The sequence below is a fragment of the Gemmatimonadaceae bacterium genome (assembly GCA_035606695.1).
Taxonomy (GTDB): domain Bacteria; phylum Gemmatimonadota; class Gemmatimonadetes; order Gemmatimonadales; family Gemmatimonadaceae; genus JAQBQB01.
In genome coordinates this window covers 120736-145358 of sequence record DATNEW010000009.1, presented here as the reverse complement: position 1 = coordinate 145358, position 24623 = coordinate 120736, and the positions used below count along the sequence as shown (strand labels likewise).

At 63.6% G+C, this 24623-nt stretch carries 17 protein-coding genes and 1 tRNA gene; 8 read left to right on the top strand and 10 right to left on the bottom strand.

The features are described 5' to 3' along the window. Positions 1-55: 55 nt before the first annotated feature. Together VN706_03035 and VN706_03030 are read right to left on the bottom strand one after the other, a co-directional pair. Positions 56-1210, bottom strand: a complete 1155-nt coding sequence (locus VN706_03035) for a hypothetical protein (GenBank protein HXT14578.1) — start codon at positions 1208-1210, stop codon at positions 56-58. Positions 1211-1426: 216 nt separating this feature from the next. Beyond that, entirely contained in the window at positions 1427-1984 is a 558-nt protein-coding gene (locus VN706_03030; GenBank protein ID HXT14577.1) for a hypothetical protein, read from the bottom strand. A 134-nt stretch (positions 1985-2118) separates the two neighbouring features. On the opposite strand from VN706_03030, the gene VN706_03025 reads away from it, so the two are divergent. The 3 genes from VN706_03025 to VN706_03015 all read left to right on the top strand — a co-directional run bounded on the left by VN706_03025 (position 2119) and on the right by VN706_03015 (position 6668). After that, positions 2119-2613, top strand: a complete 495-nt coding sequence (locus VN706_03025) for a hypothetical protein (protein ID HXT14576.1) — start codon at positions 2119-2121, stop codon at positions 2611-2613. A gap of 283 nt (positions 2614-2896) precedes the next feature. Further along, positions 2897-4612 carry a thiamine pyrophosphate-dependent enzyme gene (locus VN706_03020; GenBank protein HXT14575.1) on the top strand — a complete coding sequence of 572 codons (1716 nt, stop codon included), beginning with the start codon at positions 2897-2899 and terminating at the stop codon, positions 4610-4612. Between the two features lie 40 nt (positions 4613-4652). Further along, positions 4653-6668, top strand: coding sequence for a hypothetical protein (locus VN706_03015; protein HXT14574.1), 2016 nt, complete (start codon positions 4653-4655; stop codon positions 6666-6668). Between the two features lie 43 nt (positions 6669-6711). Here the strand turns inward: VN706_03015 and VN706_03010 are convergent, their stop codons facing one another. After that, positions 6712-7224 carry a hypothetical protein gene (locus tag VN706_03010; protein ID HXT14573.1) on the bottom strand — a complete coding sequence of 171 codons (513 nt, stop codon included), beginning with the start codon at positions 7222-7224 and terminating at the stop codon, positions 6712-6714. Positions 7225-7243: 19 nt separating this feature from the next. Between VN706_03010 and VN706_03005 the strand changes: the two genes are divergently transcribed. Beyond that, complete coding sequence (locus VN706_03005; GenBank protein ID HXT14572.1) at positions 7244-7384, top strand: hypothetical protein; 141 nt, start codon at positions 7244-7246, stop codon at positions 7382-7384. Here VN706_03005 and VN706_03000 read toward each other — a convergent pair. The 7 genes from VN706_03000 to VN706_02970 all read right to left on the bottom strand — a co-directional run bounded on the left by VN706_03000 (position 7381) and on the right by VN706_02970 (position 18677). Beyond that, on the bottom strand, positions 7381-7896 hold the full coding sequence (locus VN706_03000) for a hypothetical protein (protein ID HXT14571.1): 516 nt from the start codon (positions 7894-7896) through the stop codon (positions 7381-7383). The two genes, VN706_03005 and VN706_03000, sit on opposite strands and share 4 nt — an antisense overlap. A gap of 9 nt (positions 7897-7905) precedes the next feature. Beyond that, the gene (locus tag VN706_02995; protein HXT14570.1) at positions 7906-9330 is read right to left on the bottom strand and encodes an Ig-like domain-containing protein; all 1425 of its coding nucleotides are present in this window, start codon (positions 9328-9330) and stop codon (positions 7906-7908) included. A gap of 100 nt (positions 9331-9430) precedes the next feature. Next, a complete protein-coding gene (locus VN706_02990) occupies positions 9431-10003 on the bottom strand; it encodes a hypothetical protein (GenBank protein ID HXT14569.1) in 573 nt (190 codons plus the stop codon). A 52-nt stretch (positions 10004-10055) separates the two neighbouring features. After that, positions 10056-11072, bottom strand: coding sequence for a glycoside hydrolase family 43 protein (locus tag VN706_02985; GenBank protein HXT14568.1), 1017 nt, complete (start codon positions 11070-11072; stop codon positions 10056-10058). Positions 11073-11074: 2 nt separating this feature from the next. Next, a complete protein-coding gene (locus VN706_02980; GenBank protein ID HXT14567.1) occupies positions 11075-13972 on the bottom strand; it encodes a prolyl oligopeptidase family serine peptidase in 2898 nt (965 codons plus the stop codon). A gap of 90 nt (positions 13973-14062) precedes the next feature. Then, entirely contained in the window at positions 14063-15478 is a 1416-nt protein-coding gene (locus VN706_02975) for a hypothetical protein (GenBank protein HXT14566.1), read from the bottom strand. Positions 15479-15497: 19 nt separating this feature from the next. Continuing rightward, the gene (locus VN706_02970) at positions 15498-18677 is read right to left on the bottom strand and encodes a SusC/RagA family TonB-linked outer membrane protein (GenBank protein HXT14565.1); all 3180 of its coding nucleotides are present in this window, start codon (positions 18675-18677) and stop codon (positions 15498-15500) included. Between the two features lie 316 nt (positions 18678-18993). Between VN706_02970 and VN706_02965 the strand changes: the two genes are divergently transcribed. The 4 genes from VN706_02965 (at position 18994) to rho (ending at position 24605) form a co-directional block, all read left to right on the top strand. Then, positions 18994-21756, top strand: coding sequence for a M14 metallopeptidase family protein (locus VN706_02965; GenBank protein HXT14564.1), 2763 nt, complete (start codon positions 18994-18996; stop codon positions 21754-21756). Between the two features lie 56 nt (positions 21757-21812). Next, positions 21813-21886 (top strand) — tRNA-Arg (locus VN706_02960). Positions 21887-22151: 265 nt separating this feature from the next. Beyond that, on the top strand, positions 22152-23114 hold the full coding sequence (locus VN706_02955; protein HXT14563.1) for an MlaD family protein: 963 nt from the start codon (positions 22152-22154) through the stop codon (positions 23112-23114). Positions 23115-23354: 240 nt separating this feature from the next. Next, positions 23355-24605, top strand: coding sequence for a transcription termination factor Rho (rho, locus tag VN706_02950; GenBank protein ID HXT14562.1), 1251 nt, complete (start codon positions 23355-23357; stop codon positions 24603-24605). Positions 24606-24623 lie beyond the last annotated feature (18 nt).

Genomic DNA, 24623 nt, shown 5'->3' with positions numbered 1-24623 from the left:
TTGGAGATCTCTGATCGACCGGTTCCCCAGCGAGCGAACCGATTACCGCCTCGACTTACGATCCCGTCGACGACAGCCCGATGTTCTTCGTCCAGTACCGCGCCGTCTGATGACTCGTCACCGTCACATCATTCGAGAGAAACCAGTTCGAGTTCTCGACGCCGACGTCCACGAGCACCCAGGTGTTCTTCGCGATGACGCCCGGCAGCACCGTCTGGACGAACATGCCTTCGTTCTGTCCGGCAGGCCAGCGCTGTGTCGACCAGGCCGGCGCATCTTCGTCGGTGACCTCGTTCTGCCATCCCACGAGCGGGTAGTAGTACACGCGCGGTCCGACGGTCGGCGAAGTCACCTGCGCGTAATACCGCAGTCCCTGCTTGAGGTCGATCGTCGACCAGCCCCATTCGTCATACACACTGCCCGAGTAGTGGCTGTTGATCACCTCGAGCAGATTGCTCACGCGCACCTGGCCCAGGGCGGGCATCTGAAACCATTGGCGCATCGCGGAGCGACAGACGACGGACGATTCATCATAGTCCGAGGCGTCGCTCACCGCGCACGCCGTGCTCGAGCCCATCTCGCCCGTCTGAAAGCTGAGGAAGAAGTTGAACGTCGGCGCAGTCATGTCATCGCTCGAGTCGCCCTTCGAAAAGAAGTTGTGCGCGAACGACGAGGACCCGCTGAACGGCGGCAGGAAGGTGTGATTCCGTTTCCGGGAGCTCTCGGCCGGAGCGCTCTCGCCGTGCCCGAGCGTGCGGTCGAACAGGGCCGCCAGCTTGCCCGCGTAGTCGAGACCGAGATTGTGGAACGCGTTGCGATCGACTCCGATGCTGTCGAGAAAGGCGTGGGACTCGTTGACCAAGCGCCGACGGAGCGCGTCGAACTGCGCCGCGCTCTCCCGGCCGAGGACGATGTTCTGGCGCGCGGCCTTGAGTGTCTGCTTCTGGAGCGCTCGCGCCGCCTGATACTTGTCCAGGTGCGACTCGCCGATGATCTGTCGCAGATGCGCTTGAAATTGATCGGCGGCGGCCCGACGGCCGTCATTGAACGCCTTTCCTTCCGCGGCACCCTGCCGCCGCAGCTCGATCGACGCTTCCGTCATCTGCCAGTAGGCGTCGTCGGGCAAGCCCTCGACGCGTCCGGCGTGCATGTCCGCCGTGTGCACTTCCGCCGTGTACATCGGCGCGGTTTTCGTCTCTGCCGTCTCCATGGTTCTCCTGGCCGGACTGTTCGAAGGCCCGGCGGCGGATGAGACGTCGTTGCGCATCGCGCGGCCGGAGCGCGGCGTCGCGTCACCCAGTCTACGGCTGAAATGAACAATCTCCTAGACGATATGCGCTGGTCCGAGCAGAAACATCTGAGAATTCTCTAATATTTCCGTGAACGCATGATTAGGCTGGAGCGGAGCGAACGTTCTCGTCGGCCCTCACCGCTCGTACTTCCACACCTCGAATCGCTGGTATGGTCCGAACGCCAGATACCCGTTCGCGAGCAAGCGTTTGAGCCCGACGATCAGCCCGCTCAAGGTCGGCCATTCGGCGATGCCGAAATTCGGGTCGAGCAGCAGCCAGTGCTCGCCGGCCCACCGATAGAACAACAGCGCGTGGCCCTTCGTCCGCGCGTTATTCAAGAATCCGAATATGAAGAACGTCGGGACCGTTCGGACGGTGTCGAGAAAGTGCGAGAGTGCGATCTCGTCGTACTGCAGGCTTCCGCTCGTATCTGCTGTCTGGCGCAAACCGGACGCCGACGCCATGAGCCGGATGCGGTCCGCCCATCCCGGACCGCTCTGGACCCACTGCGCCGCCTCGACATAGTCGTCCTCCGACGGAATGTGGAGATTGTTGATGTCGCACATGAACTTCGCGCAGATGCTGACGCACGCGCCCTCGTTGATGTACAGTTTGTCCGCGACGTAGTCTTGCGACGATTTCTCGACCATCTTGCCGGTTTGTCCGAGGCTGCGTTTGAGCTGATTGGGCATGCGGTTGAGTCGCCTCGTGATGAGTTTCCAGGACGTGCCATGGGGCAATGATACCGCTGGGCCGGAAGCGAATCGACCCTTACGATCGGGCGTGAGCCGGCGGCGCCGATTCGGAACAGCGCGGACGCTCGCCCATGAACAACCTGGCGATCTCGATGGCCCTGCGCCTCATTCACATCGTGTCTGGAGTGCTGTGGGTCGGCGCCGCGACGATGCTGGCCGCCTACGTCGTCCCCGCGGCGCGGGCGAGCGACGACGGCATGCGATACATGCGCCAGCTCATTTGGGTACGGAATCTTCCGCGCTACTTGAACGTGGTGCTCGGACTTTCCGTGCTGTCCGGCCTCCTGCTGTATGGGAATTTCCTGATGATGACGCGCGGCGCATGGCTGACGTCCCGGCGCGGCATCGTTCTCGGGCTTGGGGGTCTCGCGGCGATCATTGCCGCGGCGGTCGCGACGTTCGTGGCCGCACCGGCCATTCACCGCGCGCTCCAGCTGGCGGAAAAAGGTCCGAGTGAGCGCGACGTGGCGGCCGCCTCGCTGCGCCGCTACGGAAACGCGATGTGGTTGGTGGTGGCGCTCCTGCTCGGCACAGCCTCTATGATGGCGATCTCGCGCTACTTCTGACCGCGCTGCCACTTCGCGAGCTCCTGGCGAAATGGTGGGTGCGTCGTCGAGGTTCCGACGGTAGCCATCGCGATCGATGAAGGGGCCGAATGACAAATATTAAGTTTTTCTAATCAACCGGCCGCGCGAGTGGTATGTGAGCTCGCATCCTACCGGCCGACGTCAAGCCGTGCTACCTTCTCGCTCCCGGCTGTCAGATAACTAGAAAGTACGACTTCGACAACCGACGACGGTTGCACGGCCTCCCCGATCCCGCCGCGCCCGACTCCCCCCGACAATCGTCATGGCCAAGACACCGTTTACGGTCGCCGACTATCTGCTCACGCGACTGAAACAGCTCGACGTCACCGAGATCTTCCAGATTCCGGGCGACTACGTCCGCAACTTCACCACGGCGCTCGAGGTCTTCCCGGGAATCAAGACGATCGCCGCGATCAACGAGCTCGATGCCGCGTACGCAGCCGACGCGTACGCACGCACGCGCGGGCTCGCGGCCGTGTCGCTGCAATTCGGCGTCAGCACCTTCAGCGCCCTCAACGCAATCGCCGGTGCGTGGGTGGAGCGCAGCCCGATCGTCGTGATCACCGCGACGCCGGGAGCGGACACGCGGAACATCACCGACATGTTCGGCGTGCTCTATCATCACTCGACGGGCAACCTCGACGCCGACCGGAACGTGTACGACAACGTGACGGTGAAGGCCATCACGCTGAGCACGAACGTCGGCGCCGAGGCGCAGATCGACGAGCTGATCGTGGAAGCGCTCACGCATCGCCGACCGGTGTACATCGCGTGCTACCGCGAGGTCTGGGCCGAGCCGTGCTCGCGGCCGCCGTCCAAGCCACTCGAGCCGCGCATGGTCCAGAGCCCGCGACTGGCGCTCGAGAACGCCGTCGACGAGGCGTGGACGATGATCACCCGCGCGAAGAAGCCGCTCATCCTCGCCGGAGTGGAGGTGCTCCGATTCGGACTTTCGGATCTGCTCCAGCGGATCATCGACGCAAGCGGGTTCCTCTACACCACGACGACCCTCGGCAAGACGGTGCTCGACGAAACGGGGAGCAAGTTCATCGGCACCTACTCCGATGCCGCATCGGTCGACAGCGTGCGGCAACTGGTCATGGCCTCCGACTGCGTCCTCACGCTCGGCGACATCATCACGGACGACTACCTCGTGTTCATCCAAGCCCAGTACGCCAATATGGTGCTGGCGACGACGGATGGCGTGCGCGCGGGCTATTTCAAGTACGGTGACGTCACGATGAAGGACTTCATGGAAGCGCTCTTGAAGAAATTCAAGAACGCGAAAGGCTATCCGATCAAGGCGGTGGCGCCGAAGCAACCCAGGTACCCAAATCCGTGGGCGGCCAACTCCGATCCGAAATTCAACGATCAGCCGGACGTGCTCACGTACAACCGCTTCTTCCAGCATTCGATGAAGTTCTTGCAGGACGAAGACCTGCTGGACGAGATCGTGATGACGTACGGCGTCAGCTCGGCGATGTATGTCGCGACCAACGCATACGGCTTGAGCAAGGGCAGCTTCATTTCGTCCGCGGCCTGGCAGTGCATCGGATTCGAGACGGGCGCGGCGTGCGGCGCGCAGCTCGGCAGCGGCAAACGGGCCTGGACCGTCGCGGGCGACGGCGCATTCATGATGGGGTGCCAATCGCTCTCGACGCTGGCGCGCAACAAGCTCAATGCGGTGTTGTTCGTGATGAGCAACCAGGTGTACGCGATCGAACAGGTGTACGTGAACATCTCGGCGTTCGAGGCAGGGCCGAAGCACAAGTTCGACACCTTCGATCTGCTCCCGAAGTGGGACTATCTCGCGCTCGCGAAGGCGTTCGGCGCCGAGGGCATGCGAGTGTCCACGGTGGCGGAGCTCAACGAGGCGTTGCCACGAATCGCAAAGATCAAGGACAAACCGGTGCTCGTGGAAGTCGTGATCCCCGAGAAGGACTTGCCGCTCCAGATGTATCGCCTCGGCATCGAATGATGCCGTTCGCCACCGTCCAACACGTCAACCCAGAACTCTCATGACGCAGAAGACCTATTCCATTTTCGGCGCGGGCGCCGCGGGCCTCTACACGGCGTGGCGGTTGTTGAAGGGCAAGGCGAAGAACTCGAAGCTCGAGTCGAAGCACCTGGCCAAGGGCGACACACTCGAGCTCTACGATTGGGGCAAGTACGATTTCAACAAGAGCAATCCGGGCACGCGCTCAGCGGGTGCGCGTGTCTGCACCTGGTTCTACAAGAACGATCCGAAGAACGCGTACGTCGAGCTGGGCGGCATGCGATACTCGTTCTGGGACAAACAGGCGAAGGACGCGAACAACGGGTTGACACCGGGTCATCGCGTCGTGACGGAGGTGATCGAGCAGCTGGGGCTCGACAAGTACTCCGTTCCATTCAATGTCACGAACAACCAGCTGTTCTATCTGCGGCAGAAGAATTTTTACCTGAACGACGTCAACTCGAACAACCCGGCGCCGTACAACATGAACAACTACGGCGCGACGGTGTCGCCCGATCAGGGGTTCACGGCCGTCGAGAACCTGGCGGTGACGGCGACAACGGGCCCGCAGACCCGCCGGCAGTGGTGCGAGTTCTATAACAACGGCGAGATCACGGTCACCCTCCCCGACGCGTCGGTATTTCAAAAGGGTGATCTGCTGAAGGACATCGGGTACTGGAACCTCCTGTACGACCAACTCGGCTGCGAGGGCTACGACTACGCCGCGGACGGCAACGGCTACAGCTCGAACGTGATCAACACCAGCTCGGCGGTGTCGTTCAACATGAACAACGAGTTCACGCCGGGCAGCCAGTATCGCACGCTGTCGATCGGGTATTCGGGGATGTTCAACGCGCTCTTCGACGAGATCGTGCGGCTGTGCAAGGAAAAGGGCGTCGGCTTCAAGTACCATCCGGACACACGACTGCACTCGATTCTCTGGAAGAACGGCAAAGCGGTATTCACGTATGCCACGCGCAAGAAGCCGAACGTCGCGGCGGGGACGCGCGAAGCCGATGCGGCCTGGCTCGCGATGCCCCGCGCGGCGATCGATCTCGTCGCGCAGGCGACGCGATTCAACAAACCGCCGGCCGGCACCGTGGACGTGCTCAATCACGACAAGGTGAATCTCTACCTCGAATCGACAATCATGCAGCCGTCGTACAAGATCGGCATGTTCTTCGACCAACCCTGGTGGTCGCCGGATGCGCCGAATCTGACCAACCCGCCGACGTATCCCGCGCAGATCACCGGGTTCGTGATCACGCCGGACGTGATCGAGAGTCTTCGCAAGGAAAAGTTTCCGGCCAATGCTCTCAAGGCTATGCAACTTCTGATGTACTCGCCGTTCACGTCGGCGACGGAGCTGGTCAAGCAGATCGAGGCGTCCACCGGGCAGGCACTCGCCGTTGGTGAGGTGCAGGAGCTCACGGCGGCGGCGCGGCGCGACACCATCGGGCCGAGCGTGTCGAACTCGCCAATTCGCATGGTGGTGTATTTCGGCAACAACGCGACCGATCAGCACCAGACACCGGTATATGGCATGCTCGCGAGCTACGACGACGAGGACAACACGACCTTCTGGCAAGAGCTGGAGCTGGGCGCCAAGAACCAGCGCACGGTGCCGATCTCGCAGGACACGCAGCCGCTGGACGGCCCGCGTGTGGTGCCGAAGCGCATGGTGAAGATGCTTCGGAAGATGCTCGCCGAGTTACACTATGGGCCGAACTCAAACTACACCTCCGTGCCGGAGCCGCTCGAGGCTCGCTACGTGGACTGGTCATTGCCGCCGTTCAACGCGGGCTACCACGAATGGGCGCCGCACTTCGACATCGCCGACGTGCAGCGCAAGATCCGCAAGCCGTCGCAGCTGATCGCCGGCAAGGACGCGGACATCTTCATCGTCGGCGAGGCGTACTCGAACGATCAGGCGTGGGTGGAGGGCGCGTACTGCACCGCGGAGTCGGTGTTGAACGATTTCTTCGGCATCGAGCCGATCATCGACAACAAGCAGTACCCGTTCATCTGCCCGGAGTAGCGTGATGACGAACCGGATCACGACATCTTCGGCGGACACGATGTTACGTCAAAGTCTGCCAGATCTTGTAATTGATATCCAGGTTCATCACGGTGCAGCCCTCCGGCGCGACGAGCTTCTTCTTCATGTCGTGCTCCGGATCCGTGTACGAGCGGTACACCGAGAACTGCAGATTGCCGTTCGGCGCGCTCACGTAAATGCCCATGCGGGTCGTGTTGTCGCGGTGAATCGTGTAGGTCAAGCTGTGCGTCGTCTTATGCTCGTTGAAGATGGTATAGAGCTCTTCGCGGTCGGCGGTTGATCCCTCCCCCGTCGGAAATATCCACACATCCGTCGGCTGCACGAGCTCGATGATCGGTTGGATGTACGTCTGCCACTCGCCGAGCAGCTTCGATCGATTGCCATTTTTGCCGGGCAGATGAAACAGCGCACCGACATTGGTCTGCGCGTTGTGGAGCACCACCGGCGAGCACGTGCTGAACTGTCCGGTGTAGAAGCTGAAGTTGTTCATGTTGCCGATGGCGGCCTGTCCGGTATAGATCGCAACGGTGATCATCGCCGGGCCTCACATCGGGATGAGCCAGCACGGTCCACGCGGCTGCGGCAACTGCTCGAGCGATGAGAGTTTACTCGCGCTGCCGGAGCCGGCGCCGATGACCCGGCTCGTCGCGTCCCGGATTCTCGCGTCGATGGGGATGCTGCAGGCCGTACGCTAGTCATCGATGGCGATCCAGTTCGAGACATTGATGTCCGGATTCAACAGCGTGCATCCGCTCGGCGGGGGCTTCTTGTGGCGCGCATCGTAGATCGGATCGTCGAACGACCGCATGACCGAGAACTGCGGCATTCCGTTCGCGAGGCTCACATAGATTCCCGACCGCGGCGTATTGTCACGGTGAATCGTGAAGCTCGCATTGTGCGTGGTCGTGTAGTCGTTGAACATGCCGGCGAGCTCCTCGCGATCGGCGGTGCTGCCGCCGCCGGATCGAAAGACCCAGACGTCGGTTGGCTTGATCAGCTCGATCATCGGCTGAATGTACGACTGCCACTCGACGAGCAGCTCCGACCGTGTCCCGTTCTTGCCGGGCAGATGAAACATGCCGCCGACGTTCGTCTGAGAGTTGTATAACACCACCGGCGAGCAGGTGCTGAACTGCCCCGTGTAGAAGCTGAAGTTGTTCATGTTGCCGACAACGGCTTGGCCGGTGTAGAACGCGACGGTAAGCACGCCGTTCCCTCACATCGGCAGGAACCAACAGGGCACGTGCGTGTGCTTGAGCGGTTTGAGCGATGAGAGTTTACTCACGCTACCCGAGCCCACGCCGACGATCTCGCTGGTCGCGTCGATGTACGCATTGCCCGCGGTCTTCACGGTCGCGCGGATCGTCGCCTTCTGGGTCCGCTGCAGCGTTACGCGCGCCGTGGCGGTCCCGGATTGATCCGTTGTCACCGACGCCGGCGTCACGACTCCATGATCGACCGTGAACCCCACGAGATGCTCGGCGACGCTGGCCTGGGAACCCGTCGGCACGCTCAACTTCACGACGACCTGAACCGAGTACGAGTCGGGACCGAGTCCGTGCGAGCCAAGTCCGTATTCGGGGCGCAGCTCGAGATCGACGTCCAGGCTCAGGTTCGGCGGCGGCGTTGGCTTGGAGTACCCACTCGTGAAGCTCGACCTCCGTTCACGGGAGAGGGTCGTCGTACCGCCGCTTCCGCGCGTCAAACTGTTGCGCCGCGGGCGCACCTGATTCTCGTTGGTCGTCACGCTGCCTTGATAGCGGAGCTGCAGCACGGAGCTGTACGACAACTCGAGGCCGGTCGAGTCGTCGCGCAGACGTTGCATGGTCCATGGATCAATGCCGCCGCCCTGGATTTGCGGCGTCCCGTGCCACCCGCCGCCGCGCTGAATCACCCACACCCCATTTCGCCGCAATCCGCTCTCATTACCGACGCTTGCATCGCAGTGCACGAAGTAGCCGCCATTGCGCACGGGAACGGCATTCAGCTGCGTCGTGAAGTCGTGCGGATTCGTGGCGGAGATGAACACCTCGACGTCGAGGCTCGCGGGGGCCGCCTCGTTCGCGAGATTCTGATCGTTGATGTCCCCGCACACCTCGATGCCGCACCGCCTTCCCTCGACGCGAAACAGCTGGCTGCCGACTCCGGGCGAGAACAGCACGTCAGTCGTGAATCGGCGGCAGGTGCCATCGTCGAACTTCTTGTCGTACGTGTGATGGAGATTGGTCTTGTAGAAGATCGGCGTCGTGTTGAACCCGTCGTAGTTGTTCGTGCGGGTGTTGTGCAGGTGCGGCACCTGGCGCGCCCGCCGCCACGCGATGCTTCCGGGAACGAACACCATTCGATAATGCTGCTTCGCGATGCCTTTCAGCTCGGCGAGCAGATCGTTTTTTTCGTTTTCCTCATACAACGTCCACGTCTGTCCGGCCGGGCCGCCGGGCGCGATCGCCTTGACGAAATAGTATTCCGGCGCCGCGAAGAGAACGATGGGCTTGTTTACGCCGAGGTTCGCCGCCGCCGTCATCGCGTTCTCGTAGGCCGCGGCGGCGATTTGGGCGAGGTGATACAACTTGAGGTTGGTGGGCCAATTGGCCGACTCGAAGACGTCGACGGGCCAGATGCTCGCGAAGAATTGGCGCATGTGCCGGCAGGGCGAGGGCGGAATGACGCCACGTCGTCGCGGCCAAGTCTAAAGTGCAGCTCCGCGCAAAGCGCCGGAAGATGCGGTCCGCCGTGAGCGCTCAGCCCGCGCCGGCGCCCTTGAGCTCCTCGAGCACGCTCCGCTCCGACCACGCCAGCATGCTTCCGCGAATCGCCTTGGTGACGCGACCGCTCCGATCGACGAACACCATCATCGGCAAACGATCCATATGATGCGCCGCGAGCCACGCCGAGTCGGCGCCCACGGGCTGCGCGATCGAGCTGCCGAGATCACCCCAATAGCCCGGTGACAGCTGCGCCGGCTGCGCGGTCGCCGTGACGACCTCGCCGGCCGGGACTGACTCGAGCAACTCGGCGACGTGCGCACGCTGCGCGTCGCACTTGGGACAGTCACACTGAAAGAGATACACGACGTGCGGCACACCGGCGTCGCGCAGCGTCATGCTCTCTCCGTTCGCCAGCGGCAGATCCGCGAGCGATGCACCGTCGAGCTCGTGGACGACTTCCCAATCGGTGCGGGCCAGCTGACGCGTGCGCTGCGCCAGCCAGTGCGCGAGCACCATACCGACGACGAGCGATACCACGACGAGCGGCAGTGCGCTGCGTTGCGGCTTCGGTTGACGGACAGCGGGACGACGCGGGCGAGGCTTCATCTTTGGGAGTATCGGCCGATTCACCCAGAGAATTCACCGATCGGCCTTGGACTCAGCGCGGCACGGATTCGAGTGCGAGCAAGCGATCGAGCACCGCGTTCGGTACGGCGAACGCCGAACCATGCCGAATGCCGCGCGGTGTCTGGAGCGAATCCGGGAACGGCTCCCAGTGCGTGAAGTCCGTCGTTCGCACGGCGCCGTATCGTCCGCGGGTGTAGTAGTCGAAGTACACGTACCAATAGTCGCCGCTGTGGAGCACCGACGGTCCTTCGGTGTCCTTGTCGGTGAACGGCGAGGAGGCGGGACCGTACGGCCCAGTCGCGTGGGCGCTCGATGCAATGCGCAGCGCACGTACGGGCGGATAGAAGGTCTCGTCCTTCATCACCAGATAGTACGTGTCGCCGCGCTTGGCGATCGTCCCGTCGATGGCGCAAAAACCGCCGTCGTACAGCAGTCGCGTGGGCGAGTACGTCGTGAAGTCCTTCGTCGTCACGTAATACAAGCGGTGATCGGCGCGGCCGCGCGAGGTTCGCTGCGCCAACGAGTCGGTGGCGGGAAAGCGGCCCGGGATGGCGGATGCAAAGACGATCACGAACTCCTTCATCGCATCATCGTAGAACAGATCCGGCGCCCAGGTGTTGAGCGCCGTCGGCTCATGCGCCATCACCGGCACGCGCGTTTGCTCGGACCAGTGAATGAGATCGGGTGAATGCGCAACGCCGATCGCATGGTCCGTCCACGAGATGGTCCAGACCATGTGGAACATGCCGTCAGGTCCGCGCAGGATGGACGGATCGCGCATGAGCGCGGCGGTCGTATTCCATTCCTGCCAACCACGCCCCGCACCGGTCAACGCGGGAGCGATCACTGCGCGGCCGCCGTTGATCGGCCGCCACTGAATCCCGTCGCGACTATAGGCGAGATGGACGCCGTCCTCTCCGTTCCGCGTGAAGTAGGAGAAGAGAAACGCGTTTCGCGTGACGGGCGCCTGGCGCGTGACACGACCACATGCGCCGAGCGCCGCCGCCAGAACAACGGGGCGCGCGACGGCGCGGAGCCCGCGGTACATCGTCAGCGCGGGCCTCTATTTGGCCGCACTGCGCTGCCCGCCTGCATCGGTTGCGCGGCGGGTCCATTGCCCGCCTTTAGAATTCTCTGACGATCCGCGTACGTCTCGCCGCTGGTGATCCACCTGGCCGCAGGCTCGCCCTTGAGATAGTGGCCGAACCACTCGAGCTGGCGCTGGAGATAGTCCGCCTGACTCTCGGGCCGCGCGACGTTGTGATTCTCGCCTTCGTAGACGAGATACACGACGTCCTTGCCCAGTCGGCGCCCGAAGTTGTAGACCTCCTGACTCTGGAACGGATTCACGTTGCCGTCCGCGTCACCCTCCTCGAGCAACAGCGGCGTGTGCAGCGAATCCATCGAAAAGACGGTGGAGTTGCGGATGAACGCCTGCGGATCTTCCCACAACGACACCTGCATGCGCTCCTGGCTCGTTTCGAAGTGTCCCGACTCCGGCAATCCGGTGTTGCCCGACGTGTAGCCGTAGAAGCTCACGAGATCGGTCAGCGGCGCGCCGGCGATCGTCGCCGCGAATGTGCCGTGATTGTGCACGGCGTAGAACGCCGACTGATACCCGCCCCACGAGTGCCCCATGTTCCCGACACGCTTCGGATCGATGTCCGCGACGCGCGAGAGGACGGCACGCACCGCCGACTCCACGCAGTCGAGTCCCGAGTATCCGGGATTGCGCGCCTGAAACACGATGTCGGGACGCAATACGAAATAGCCGTTCTGACTGAACACCTGCGTGTTGTACGGATTGCGGTAGTTCGGAACGATGTACTGATGCAGGTGCGACGACAGCTCCTCGTAGTAGTACACGACCATCGGATACTTCTGCCCGGGCTGATAGTTCGCCGGATAGGTGAGCATCATGCGCAGCGGATCGCCGCGCCGATTGGTGTAGTTCATCAACACCTGCCTGCCCCACGCGTACTCGCTCTGGAACGCGTTCGTGTTCGACAGCCGTTGTGGTTGCGATGACGTCGTGCGCAGCACGAAGATGTTGGGCGATTGCGCGAACGTCTGCTTCCGGAACATGTACTCGTCGGCGCGCGCCGCCTTGCGGAGCGCGCCGACCGATTCGTTGCCCCACACGATCGGTTGCACTCCCTGCCCGATCGTCACGCGCGCGTAGCCCATCTGCTTCGTCTGCTGCGCGATGCCCAACAGCATGATCGGCCGTGCCGGGTCTATCGTGCGCTCTTCGCTGCCCGGCTGACATGGAATCGGATCGCCGTTGCGATAATCGCCGCTCGGTTGCCCGCGCGGGCCATATCCATCGTCGTTCGTTTCTTCCGCGCAGCGATATTGCGTCGAGTCTTCGCGCCCGCGCGTGAGGCGCGCGGCGTTCGACCCGTCGAGACCGACGTTCCACAGATCGAATCGGTCGTAGACGATGACGGACTTCTCGCCCGTCGTGAAGCCGGCGAGCCCGTACGCACCATGCTCCGGCACCGGATGGTCGTCGGCGGTGTTCACGAAACTACTATGAATGCTTCCCGTCACGTTCGTGCGCGCGCCATTTGTCGCGTCGAACGCCCACCACTGCTCGCCCTGTTCATAGAGCGCGTAGCGGCCGCTCGGGCTCACGATCGGATCGAAGTGCGCTTTCGAAACGATCAGCGTGCGCTTGCCCGTGGCCGGATCGACGAGATACGCATCGCGAACGGCGCGACCGGACATGTACTCCGCGGCGTACGGCGCCTCGGTCGTCGCGAGCACGACGTTGCCGCGCTCGGAGATCTGCATCGTCTCCGTCAGATCATCGGTGAGCCGAACGGGCGCGTTCGCCGAGCCGACGTGCCACGCCGCGAGCAACGTTCGCTCGCGATCCTGCGTCGCGTTCACTTCCTGTTGATGAAACTCTCGCACGTCCTTGGCATGCCAGACCTGCACGCGCACCGGCGGCAGCGCGTCTGCCGTGCGGCGTTCCGGCTGCGGCCGCGGCTCACGTGCCGCCACTCCGAAGAAGATCGTGCTGCCGTCTTCGCTCCAGCGCGGCACGCGATACGCCGCGATGCGCATCGGAACGCCCGAGCCGAGTTTGTCGGAGCTCACTTCGTGCGGCGTTGCTCGTTCGGCGCCAACGTTCGTCCATGCGACGAGCGTGTACGCCGTGTCGGTGAACGCGCTATCGCCGTGGCCGCGAAACACGGCGAGATCGAGCGCGTGCGCGCGCCACGCCAATCCGGCATAGCGATCGTTGCTTGCCGCCAGCGGACGCAATGCGCCCGAACGAGCGTCGAGCAATTGCACACCGTTGCCGGCGCTTCCTTCCGCGTCGATGAGCAACGCCAACTGCGAGCCGTCGTCGGACCAGGCGAGCTCCGCGACGTTGCCGATCGTGAGGTCCGTTCCTGACGTGAGGTCGCGGACGATCACATCCGAGGCGCGGCGTCCCGCTGTCGCCGGCCGACGCATCGCGATATGCGACCCGTCGTGGCTGAACGAGAACGATCGCGCATCGTCGTACGTCGTCGTCGCGCCAGTTGCGAGATCGATGATCTCGACTTTGCTTCGCGGGCCGCCGGAACTGGCGGTGGCCGGCGCTGCACCGCCGCCGCGGCCACCGCGCCCTCCACGCGCACCGCCCCCGCCACCCTGACCGGTATCCGCCGACACCACCAGCGCGAGCCACTTGTTGTCGCTGCTGATTTGCGGCTGCGCGCCCGACACGATCACCTGCTCGGCGCCGTCGACCTGACGGTAGTGCAAGTCATTGCGTCCGTTGCCGTGATGCACGGTGTACGCGACCACGTTGCCATTCGGCGACACCACCGCATCGTTGCCAAGGGTTTCCCATTTCGCGTAATCGGCGGCGGCGACCGTTGGTTTCTGTTGCGCGGAAACCGGCAAGGCGATGACCGACGCGATGGCGACGACGAACAGAGCTCGCTGCATGAGCTGTCCTCGAGTTGTCCTCGGACTGTATACGAACAACGGCCCACCGTCTTCGACGGCGGGCCGTTGCGGAGACACAAGTGCTACGTGCTACGCGTTTCGATCGATGCACCCGGTGAATTGCGGATTCACTTTCTCGCCGTCAGGCACCGGGAAGTTCACGTCTTTACCGTACGGCTGACCGCCCTTGAAGTACACGCCCGTCGGGAAGACGTTGTCCTGCGTGCGTCCGTACTGCCGAATGAGTCGGCGCAGGTCGCCCAACCGCTGGCCGCGGCCGAACGTCCAGAACGCCTTCTCGCGGAAGTAGAGCGAGGTCGCCGCATCCTGCGAAGCGGGCGTCGGCAGCGCGGCCATCGCGGCCGGCTGGAAGTTGCCATCCTTCGGCGGCGCGGCGCGCAACGAGTTGAGAATCGTCATCATGCCGGCGATGTCACCCGCCTTGAGCTTGCCCTCGGCTTCGATCAAGCGCGCGTCGAGACCAGAGACCATCGGCATCGGATCGTCGCGGCCTTTCCAGATCTGCTGCAGGAAGAGCGGCGTCGTACCGTCTTCCGACTGCAGGTTCTGCGACTTGCCCGTCACGACCGGCACGCGCGGATCGTTCGCCGACGCGAATGGCAAGTTGTTCTTGATGATGTTCACCGAGCCGTTGAAGATGTCGAAGCTGTCGGCGACGGTCACGCGCGACACCGAGTTGTTGAGGAACCAGATGCCGTTGTCATCCGAGTTGCTCGATGGCGACGTGGTCCACAGATACTGAAACGAGGTCGGCACCGCCGACGTGGGAACCAGCGCGGCTGCCTGCGCCTGTTGGCCCAAGTCAACGAGAATGCGGGCCTTCACGATCAAAGCGGCCGCGCGCACCGCCACCGAGTTCGCGTCGGTCGCGGAGGCCGGCACGAGCGCGAGCGCGGTGTCGAGATGCGCCGACGCCACCGCGTACACTTCAGCGTTCGTCAACGGCTTGAACGATGGATCGGAGTAGTCGACCGAACCGTTCGTGTTCTTGCCCAGCGGAATGCCGTTGCAGTACGTCTCGGCCATCTGCATCTCGGTGAACCCGAGATTCATCCACAGCTCGGCGATATCGGCATTGTTGGTCGGCAGGAACGCCGTCATGCCGTTCAACGCGTCGCGCAGGTAGCCGCGAATCTGCGTCACCTGGCTGTAGCTCAGAATGCCGTTGTTCGTGGCGATCTGGCGCTGATCGATGTCCTGCCGGTCCGGCTGAAAATCAGCATTCTTGAATTCGTCGGCGAGGTTGCCCGACTCCTGCCACAAGCATTCGCCGCAGTCCGGCGTGCTGACCAGGCGCTTGACCTTGCCGAGCGCGCCGACCTTGAGGGCCAGCGCCGCGGCAGGCGACGAGACGGCCGAGTTGTCGATCAACCCCGGGTTCTGGGGTTGGAGCAGCTCGTTCTTCCAATCAGTGCACGCGGCGGGGAACGCCAGCCCGAGAGCGATCAAGACCGCCCATCGAGCGCGATTCGTATTCGTCATCATGAATTCGTCCTCGAAGGGATCAGTACTTGAGGTTGAGGCGGAGCGTGAAATACGTCGGCGCCGCGGCGGTCTGGAACTCGTTCTGATTGTCGCCCTGCGTCAGACCGTAGTTCGCTTCCGGATCGATGCCCGTGAACTTCGTCCACAGGTGGAGGTTGCGCGCGGCGAAGACGATGCTCGAGCCGGACTGCGCGCGCATACGGCGCGTGACTGCCACCGGCAGCTGGAGGGCCGCCGATGCTTCGCGCCAACGCCAGAACTGATCCGAGATGAAGTACCCCGCGCTCGTCTTGAACGTGGAGCCATTCACGACCGAGCCGTACGACTTGGCGACCACGCGAGCCTGCTGCGAGAGCGGCGAGGTCGGCACTTCGTCCTCGTAGCAGGAGTTCGGCGCCGTGTTGCACTGGAAGTTGTTCGCGCCGTCCTGTTCGTTGCCGCCGCCCTTGTAGTCGAACAGCGTGTTGATGCGGAGCCGGCGGCTGAACAGATCGAACCCGCTCTGAATCGAGAAAATGTCGCGCGGCACATTGTAGCCGTAGAAGACGAGCGAGTCGCCGCTGACGTGCACTTCGTTCACTTGCAGCACACCGTCGCCGTTGGCGTCGGCGTAGGTGTAGGGGCGATACCACTGTCCGTTCAGCGGATACCCGACGCGCTGCTGCGTCGTCGAGCCGCTGCCCAGAATGCGCTGCTTGTTCGTGTTCGGATCGATGCCCAGATCCAGCACCTTGTTCGAGTTGTGCGAGCCGCTGATCAGCACGTCCCAGCCGAAGCTCCGGCGGTCGACGAGCTGCGCGTTGACCTGCACTTCGTGACCCCAGTTCTGCGTGCCGCCGATGTTGATGAGCGGCGTGAGCTGCGCGGCCGCCGACGACGGCGCGAGCGAGACCTGGACCAGCGCGTCGTGGGTCTTCTTATTATAGAACGTGTAATCGACGTGCAGCCGGTTGTGCAGCATCTGCGACTCGAAACCCATCTCCAGCTCGGCCGACTTTTCCGGCTTGAGGTTCGGGTTGGCCAGCTGGCTCTCCGTGAGGCCCGGCGTATCGGTGCCCGTGGTCGAGGAGCGTGTCGGAACGCTCACCGAGCCCGGCGTAAAGATGGCGAGGCCGGCGGTAGCGCCTGGCTGTACGCCCGACGCGCCATACGCACTGCGGAAGCGGAATTGATCGAGCCATGAGTACTTCGGAAAGAAGTCTTCATCCGACGCGATCCACGACACGCTCAGCTTCGGATAGTACACCTGCTGGAAGTTCGTGCCGAAGGCACTGTTCTGGTCCGTGCGCATGGCGGCGGTCAGAAAGAGGCGGTCGCGAAGGCTCGCCTGCTCCTGCACGTACAGACCGAGCGTCTTCACGGCGGTCGGCTGGCGATCCTGACCAACGCGCGTCGCGGCCGCCGTCACCGTCGTCGCGCCCGGCGGGAGCGTCGTCCCGTTCGTCAGCGCCGAGTCGACTTCGATGTTCGTATAGTCGCCGCCGAGGCTGGTCTTGAAGTTCGCCCACGGCCGCGCGTTCCACGTCGACGTGCTCGAGAGCTTCCCCGAGAAATTCCGAACGTGGCTCATGTTGTCCGTCACGCGGCCAAGCTTCGCCGTCGAGCTCTGTGGAGGACATTCCGTCAGGCGGCACAGCTGGAAGAAGTCGACCGACGCCAGATCGATTCCCGTCGTGCCCTGGTTGACCATCCAGGAGAACGGACGCCACGACATGTCGGCGCTCGACGTCATGCGCTGCACGTCGTTCATCTGCGTGACCTGCATGATGTCGCCCGGCGACCACTGCAACGCGTCGTGCAGCGGCACACCGTCGGACTGATTCGGATCCTTGTCGAGGCCGCAGGGGAACGTGCCGCCGGGGCAACCCTTGTAGCCGTAGTTCTGCATGCCCGTGTAGTAGAGCGCGATGATCAGATCGCTCTCCGGCGGGATGCGGTTGTCCATCTTCGTGAAGCCGCTGTTGAAGTTGAGGTCCACCTTCGGGCTCAACGCCGCGGACAGGTTCGCGCGAATGCTGCCGCGCTGCTGCGCCTCAGGGTGGAACCACTCGTCGCGCACCGGAATGTGCAGCGAGTCGAAACGCTGCACATAGAAGTTCTGCATCTGAATCGGACCGGTTTCGTTGTCGATGTCACCGCTCACGAAATAGCGCAGCGCCTCGTTGCCGCCGTTCACGTTCATGCCCAGCAGGCTGCGATGGCCCATGTGCACGAAGGTGTTCTGCGGATCGGTCATGTAGTTGTAGCTGGTGATGCTGTCCGTCAGGCAGTTGCCCTGGAACTTGGCCGTGGACATCGTCGGCAGCAGGCAGCGAATGCTCGCCGAGCCGGGCTTCGCCGGATTGTGGCCGAAGTTGGCGTACATCGGCTGCCAGGGTGTGCGATCGTCCACCATGCCGCCCTCGCCGGTCCAGCTCCACCGCGTCGAGCCCGCGCGGCCTTTCTTCGTCGTGATCACGACGACGCCGTTCGCGGCGTTCGTGCCGTACAGTGTCGCCGCCGACGGGCCCTTCACGATCTCGATGTCCTCGATGTCGTCCGGGTTCAGCGCGTTGAGCAACGAGAAGCGCGTGTCCGTGCCCGACGTCATATTGTCGGCCGCGAAGCGCACGCCATCCACATAGTAGATCGGCGCGTTGCTCAAGCTGATCGACGACGAGCCGCGAATGCGGAGCGTCGGCGCGCCACCGAGGGTCGAGGCGGGCAGCACCACGACGCCTGGCGACTTGGCGGTGAGCAGATCGGCGACGTTGTTGATCTTCGTCTCCTCGACGCGCTTGCCGACGTCACCGAGCGTGGAGACGGCATTGCCCAACTCGACCTTGCGCTGCTGGCCGGTAGCCGTCGTCACCACTTCCTCGAGCTGCGCCACGGCGACACTGAGCTCGAAGTCCGCGGTCGTCGGTTGTCCGGCCGTCACGGCGACGGCCTGCTTCTTCGACTGATAGCCGACGCGCAACACCTGCAACTGCGCGGTGCCGGCCGGAATGTTCCGGAGGGTATACTTGCCATCCTCACCGGTGGTCGTCGCGATCGTCGTGCCGATCACCAGCACGCGCGCCTCGGCAAGTGGTTGCGCCGAACCTTGCGCGGTCACCTTGCCGGTGATCGTGCCTTGTGCGCTCAGGCGTCCCGCTGCGCTCAGCAGCGTGAGCGCGGCGCCGGCTGCCGCAAGAATTCTCCAGCGTCCCAAATTCATGACTGTTCTCCTCCAGGGAGGTCGGGCGGGGGGTCAACATACTGCACGTACTGCAACAAGCTCCGACGGAGGCCGTCGGCGGTAGGTGCGGAATAGGATTGGCGGGAATTGCCGAATGCGCCGGGTGGCGGCGCTCAGGAATTAGCGAGGGACGCTATAGGACGGTATCAACATCGTCAAGAACCGCACGGGTGAAGTTTTTCGTCACATCACACCGCTGCACCGCTCGGGCGCGCTCACTGTGCTCACTGGTGCGAAACGCGGCGCTCGAGCACCTTTGCGATACAGAACTGACGCCCAGCCTGAGGAGAACTCGATGCCACCGACTGCCCGCCGCCGCGTACTCCAGCGTACGGCTGCCAGTATGCTCGCGATCGCCGCCGCCGGATTGCCGGCGCGCGCGCAGCAAACGACACCAACCAAACCACTCCCGACACCGGAATCCGTGATCGGCTTCCCGGTCGGCGCCGACTACAAGTTGTTCACGTACGACCAATCTATCGACTACTTCAAGCGTCTCGCCGCCGCGTCCAGCCGCGTTCGGCTGATCACCGTCGGCAAAACGTCGTACGGTAAGGCGTGGACCGCCGCGATCATTTCGTCCCCGGCGAATCTTGCAAAGCTCGAACACTTTCGCGACATCAACCAGCGCCTTGCGCATCCCGCGGGACTGAGCGACGCCGACGCGCGGAAGCTCGCCGCCGAAGGCCGCGCGTTCGTCGACATCTCAGGCGGCTTGCACGCGTCGGAAATCGCCGGCTCGCAGCACACGCCGCTCATCGCCTACGAGCTGCTCTCGCGCGCGAACGAACCCGACGTCAAGGCGATTCTCGACAGCGTCGTGTTCTTCCTGTGGCCGTCGATCAACCCCGACGGGCAGGACATCGTCGTGAACTGGTGCCGCGCGCGCGACTCCATTCCCGGCCATCCCGCGCAGATCGCGCCGATGGAGCTCTATCAGAAGTACGTCGGCCACGACAACAACCGCGACTCGTACATGCTGAACGTCATCGAGTCGCGCGTCATTCAGCGCACCTGGCGCGAGTGGGAGCCGCAGATCATTTACGTGCAGCACCAGTCGTCGCCGTTCCCGACGCGCATCTGGCTGCCGCCCTTCGCCGATCCTGTGGGCTTCCGCGTGCCGCCCATTCAGGCGCGTGAAGTCAACGCCATCGGAACGCGCATCGCCGAAGAGTTGGACGCGCACAACCAACCCGGCGCCGTCTCGCAGCTCGAGACCTACGACGCGTGGTACCCGGGCTACATCGACTACATGCCGATGTATCAGAACATCGCGGCGTGGTGGACGGAAACGCAGGGCGGCAATTGCGCCACCCCGCGCACGACGACGGTAGACAGTCTACCCCCGAATTACAAAGACCTTCGCCCGACCTCGCTCTACAACAGCCCATGGGCCGAAGGCACGTGGCACCTGCGCGACGCCATCGACTACATGGTCACCGCCGACTTCGCGACGCTCAACTACGCCGCGAAATTCAAGAACGAGCTGCTCTACAATCGCTACCAGTCGGCGCGCAACACCATCGCGCAGTTCAAGACGAGCGCGCCGTACGCGTACATCGTTCCGCAGGCGCAACGGGATCCCGTCGCGCCGGTCGAGCTGCTTCGCCGCATGGCGTTCATGGGCGTTCGCGTGCATCAACTCGATCGCGACGTGCAGTACAACGGCGCCACGTACGCCAAGGGCACATGGGTCATTCCCATGGACCAGGAGTACGCCCAGCTCGTGCGCGAGCTGTTCGAGCCGCAACGCTATCCCGATATGGGCGACGACACCCCGTACGACGCGGCGGGATGGACGCTGCCATATCAAATGGGTCTGAACGTCGTCGAAGCCACCACCCGCTTGCCGGCGGATTTCCGTTCGGCGATGAAGCTCGTGCAGGGCAAAGCCGTCGACTGGCATACGAATCCCGACGAACCATTCACCACGAACGCGATGGCCGCCGGCATCGTGCCGCCCGCGGGCGCCATCTCCGGTACGGGCAGCGTCATCCTGCTCGATCCCGCGCAGAACAATTCCTTCCGCTTCATCAATCGCGCGCTCGCCGAAGGGGCTGCGCTGCGCTACGCCCCAACGGCCGGGGCGGGCGGTCACGGCGCGTACGTCGTCAGTGGACTCGAGCGCGCGAAAGCCGACGCGCTCGCCCGCGAGCTGTTCGTGCGCGCCGATGCCGTCGAGAGCGCGCCGGCCGGCAGCGTCGCGGCACCGACGCGCATCGCCATCTACAAGGCGGCCCCCGGCAACATGGACGAAGGCTGGACGGAGTGGCTGCTCGACACCTACGGCTTCAAGTACACGCTCATCACGCCGGCCGATCTGCGCGCGGGAAATCTCGGCAACCGTTTCGACGCCGTCATCATCGGCTCGCAGAACATCGGCCCACTCGGCGGACGCGGTGGGCGCGGCGGCGGCGGCGGTGCTGGCGGCGGTAGAGGCGGCCGTGGGAATGCGGCGGCCGACAGCGCGGCAGCCGAGGGCGTGCGCGCGCTCGACGACTTCGTGAAAGGCGGCGGGACGATCGTCGCGTGGAATCAGGGCGCAACGGCCGCCGCGAACGCGCTGCGGCTGCCGGTTCGCAACGTCGTCGCGAACGTCAATCGCCGCGACTTCTTCACGGGTGGATCGATCATGCAGGCGATCACCGATCCGTCACAGCAGGTGATGGCCGGCATGCCCGACCGCGCCGACGTGTTCGTGTTCAACAGCCCGGTGTTCACGACGACCGACGGCTTCGAGGGATCGGTGCTCGCCAAATTCCCATCAGACGTTTCACCGCTCCGCTCCGGCTTCCTGAGCGGTCCGCAATACATCCAGGGCTTCGCCGCCGCGGTCGACGTGAAGCACGATCGCGGTCACGCGGTGTTGCTGGCGTTCCAGCCCGAATGGCGTGGGCAGCCGCAAGGAACGTTTCGCACCGTGTTCAACGCATTGTTCTTTGCGCGGGACGCCGCGGACTTGGCCAAACCGACGCCGGGCTTCTGGTCCGCACCGCCGGCACCCGCGCCGCGCGACACGGCCGCGGCGCGCGGCGGCCGAGGACGTCCGCCGCGCTAATCAACAGAACGTCAATGGGTTGAGATGCACCGCTCAGAGTGTGATCTTACGGATGTGCGCGCGTAGCTCAGCTGGATAGAGCGTTAGCCTCCGGAGCTAAAGGTCGCAGGTTCGAATCCTGCCGCGCGCGTCCGGGCTCACGTGTTCGAGCGTCCGTAAGTGTTTCAGAAATGTTCGAAGGTGTTCGAAGGTGTTCGAAAGGCGGGGCGCCCTTGTCGCCCCGCCTTTTGTTTTTCGCCCATACGCCCATACGCCCATACGCCCATACGCCCATACGCCCATGCGCCCGCTGTTCTGGCCCACGCCTTGCTCAGCTCGGCGATGGCACTGCGTTCACGCTTGCTCGCCTCACTGCCTCGGCCGCCCCTCCCCCAGGTTTTTCGCTCCTCGGAGCAATGGCTTCCCCACACCGCCCCGGTTGGCCCGATCTCAAACTCGGCATCGTCGCTGTTCTGACGGTGATCGCGATCGCGTTGAGCATTCTGATTTTTGGAAGAGTCGGCACGCTGCACGGCAAAAAGTTCACACTGTACGTGACCACGGATGAAGCACGCGGGGTCATTCGCGGGACCGAGGTTTGGCTCGACGGTCAACGCGTCGGCACCGTGAAGTCGGTCGACTTCAGGCCCCCGACCGTCGGCGTGAAGGATCGTTTGATCCTGTCGCTCTCCATGCTCGAATCGTCGCGCTCACACATTCGGTCCAACACACGCGTGCAGGTACGCGCGGGCGGAACGATCATCGGCGATCAAGTGGTGTACATGACCAGCGGTACGACACGCGCCGCCGGCGTCTCGGACGGCGATACGATTCGCGCCGGCGAACAGGCCGACTTCGAGTCGGTTTCGTCCGATGCCGCAGGCGCCGGGCGCGAGCTGCCGGCCATCCTCGAGAACGTCAAGCTGCTCACCGCGCAACTGCAAACCACCGAAGGCACTCTTGGCGCTTTGGGACTCGAGTCCGGTACGACGATGCGCAGCGTGCACGGCAAGACCGCACGCCTGATGGCGCGTTTATCCAACGGACGGGGTACGATCCCGATGGCACTCAGCGCGACCGACGCGTTGCGCGCGCGCGCGAGCCGCGCCATGGCCCAGGCCGATTCCATTCGCGCGCTCGTGGCATCGGACCAGCATTCCCTGGGGCGGTTTCGCCGCGACTCGACGCTGCTGCACAGCATCGGCGAGGTCCGCGCGGAGCTCGAGCACGTACAAACGCTCGCCGCGAGCCCGGATGGAACCATCGGACGCTTTCGCACCGACTCCGCACTCACACACGCGATGCATCGCGACCTCGCGGCGCTCGATTCGCTGTTCGCCGACATCAAGAAACACCCCCTTCGTTACATCGCCTTTTGAGCGAGTCGTCCGCAGTTATCTCTTGACCCTTCTTTGCGCCGTCCGTAGGTTCGCATGCACTCAAGTTCCCCTCCACGTCCGCCGCGTGAGTCGCGGCGATCGCGCGCCCACTCGTCGATGCGGCAGAGCGCGCTCCCGTTGGCCGAGCCTACCTACAGTCCCCGGCTACCCTCCCCGTTCGCGCATTCCGAGTTGTCTTCCACATATGCTGTCGGTTCCATGACCGGCGTTGCACCGTCCGTGAACATCGCCGAGCTGAAGCGCAAGACGATGCCCGAGCTCCAGGAGATGGCTGATTCATACGCCATCGCGGACGCGAGCGGCCTCCGCAAACAGGACCTCATCTTCCGCATCGAGCAGAAGCTGCTCGATCAAAGCGTCACGCTCACCGGCGAAGGCGTGCTCGAGGTATTGCCCGAAGGCTACGGCTTCCTTCGCAGCCAGGACTGGAATTACCTCTACGGCCCTGACGACATCTACGTCTCGCCCTCGCAGATCAAACGCTTCGATCTGCGCACCGGCGACACCGTCTCAGGGCAGGTGCGGCCGCCAAAGGAATGGGAGCGCTATCTCGCGCTCCTGAAAGTCGAATCGGTGAACGGCGCCGAGCCCGAAGTGGCGAAGGGACGCGTGCCGTTCGACAGCCTGAGGTCGCGCTATCCGGAAGCCCGCCTGCATCTCGAGACGAAGGACGGCGACATCTCGATGCGGATCATGGATCTCATCGCGCCGATCGGCAAAGGGCAGCGCGGGTTGATCGTAGCGCCGCCGCGCGCGGGCAAGACCATCCTGTTGCAGAAGATCGCGAACGCGATCGTCGAGAATCATCCCGAAGTCACGCTCATCATTCTGTTGATCGACGAGCGGCCGGAGGAAGTCACCGACACCATCGCGAACGTCGCCGCCGAGGTGATCGCGTCGACGTTCGACGAAGAGGCGCCGCGCCACGTGGCAGTGGCGGACATGGTGATCGAGAAGGCAAGGCGGTTGGTCGAAAGCGGCAAGGACGTCGTCATTCTGCTCGACTCCATCACACGACTCGCGCGCGCCTGCAACGCCGTGACGCCGCAGTCGGGCAAGATTCTGAGCGGTGGTGTGGACGCCAAGGGACTCGAGAAGCCCAAGAAATTCTTCGGCGCCGCGCGCAACATTCAGGACGGCGGCTCGCTGACGATCATCGCGACGGCGCTGATCGAGACGGGATCGCGCATGGACGAAGTGATCTTCGAGGAGTTCAAGGGCACCGGCAACATGGAGCTCGTGCTCTCGCGCAAGATCGCCGAGCGGCGCGTGTATCCGGCGATCGACATCGGCAAATCCGGCACGCGCAAGGAAGAGCTGCTGTTCACGCAGGAGGAGCTCAATCGCGTGTATCTGCTGCGCAACTTCCTGGCGGACATGCCGGAAGTCGAAGCGATGGAGTTCCTCATCAAGCAGATGTCGCGGTCGAAGAACAACAAGGAGTTCTTCCAGCAAATGGTTAATGGATGAGCGGAATTCCGAGCGAAG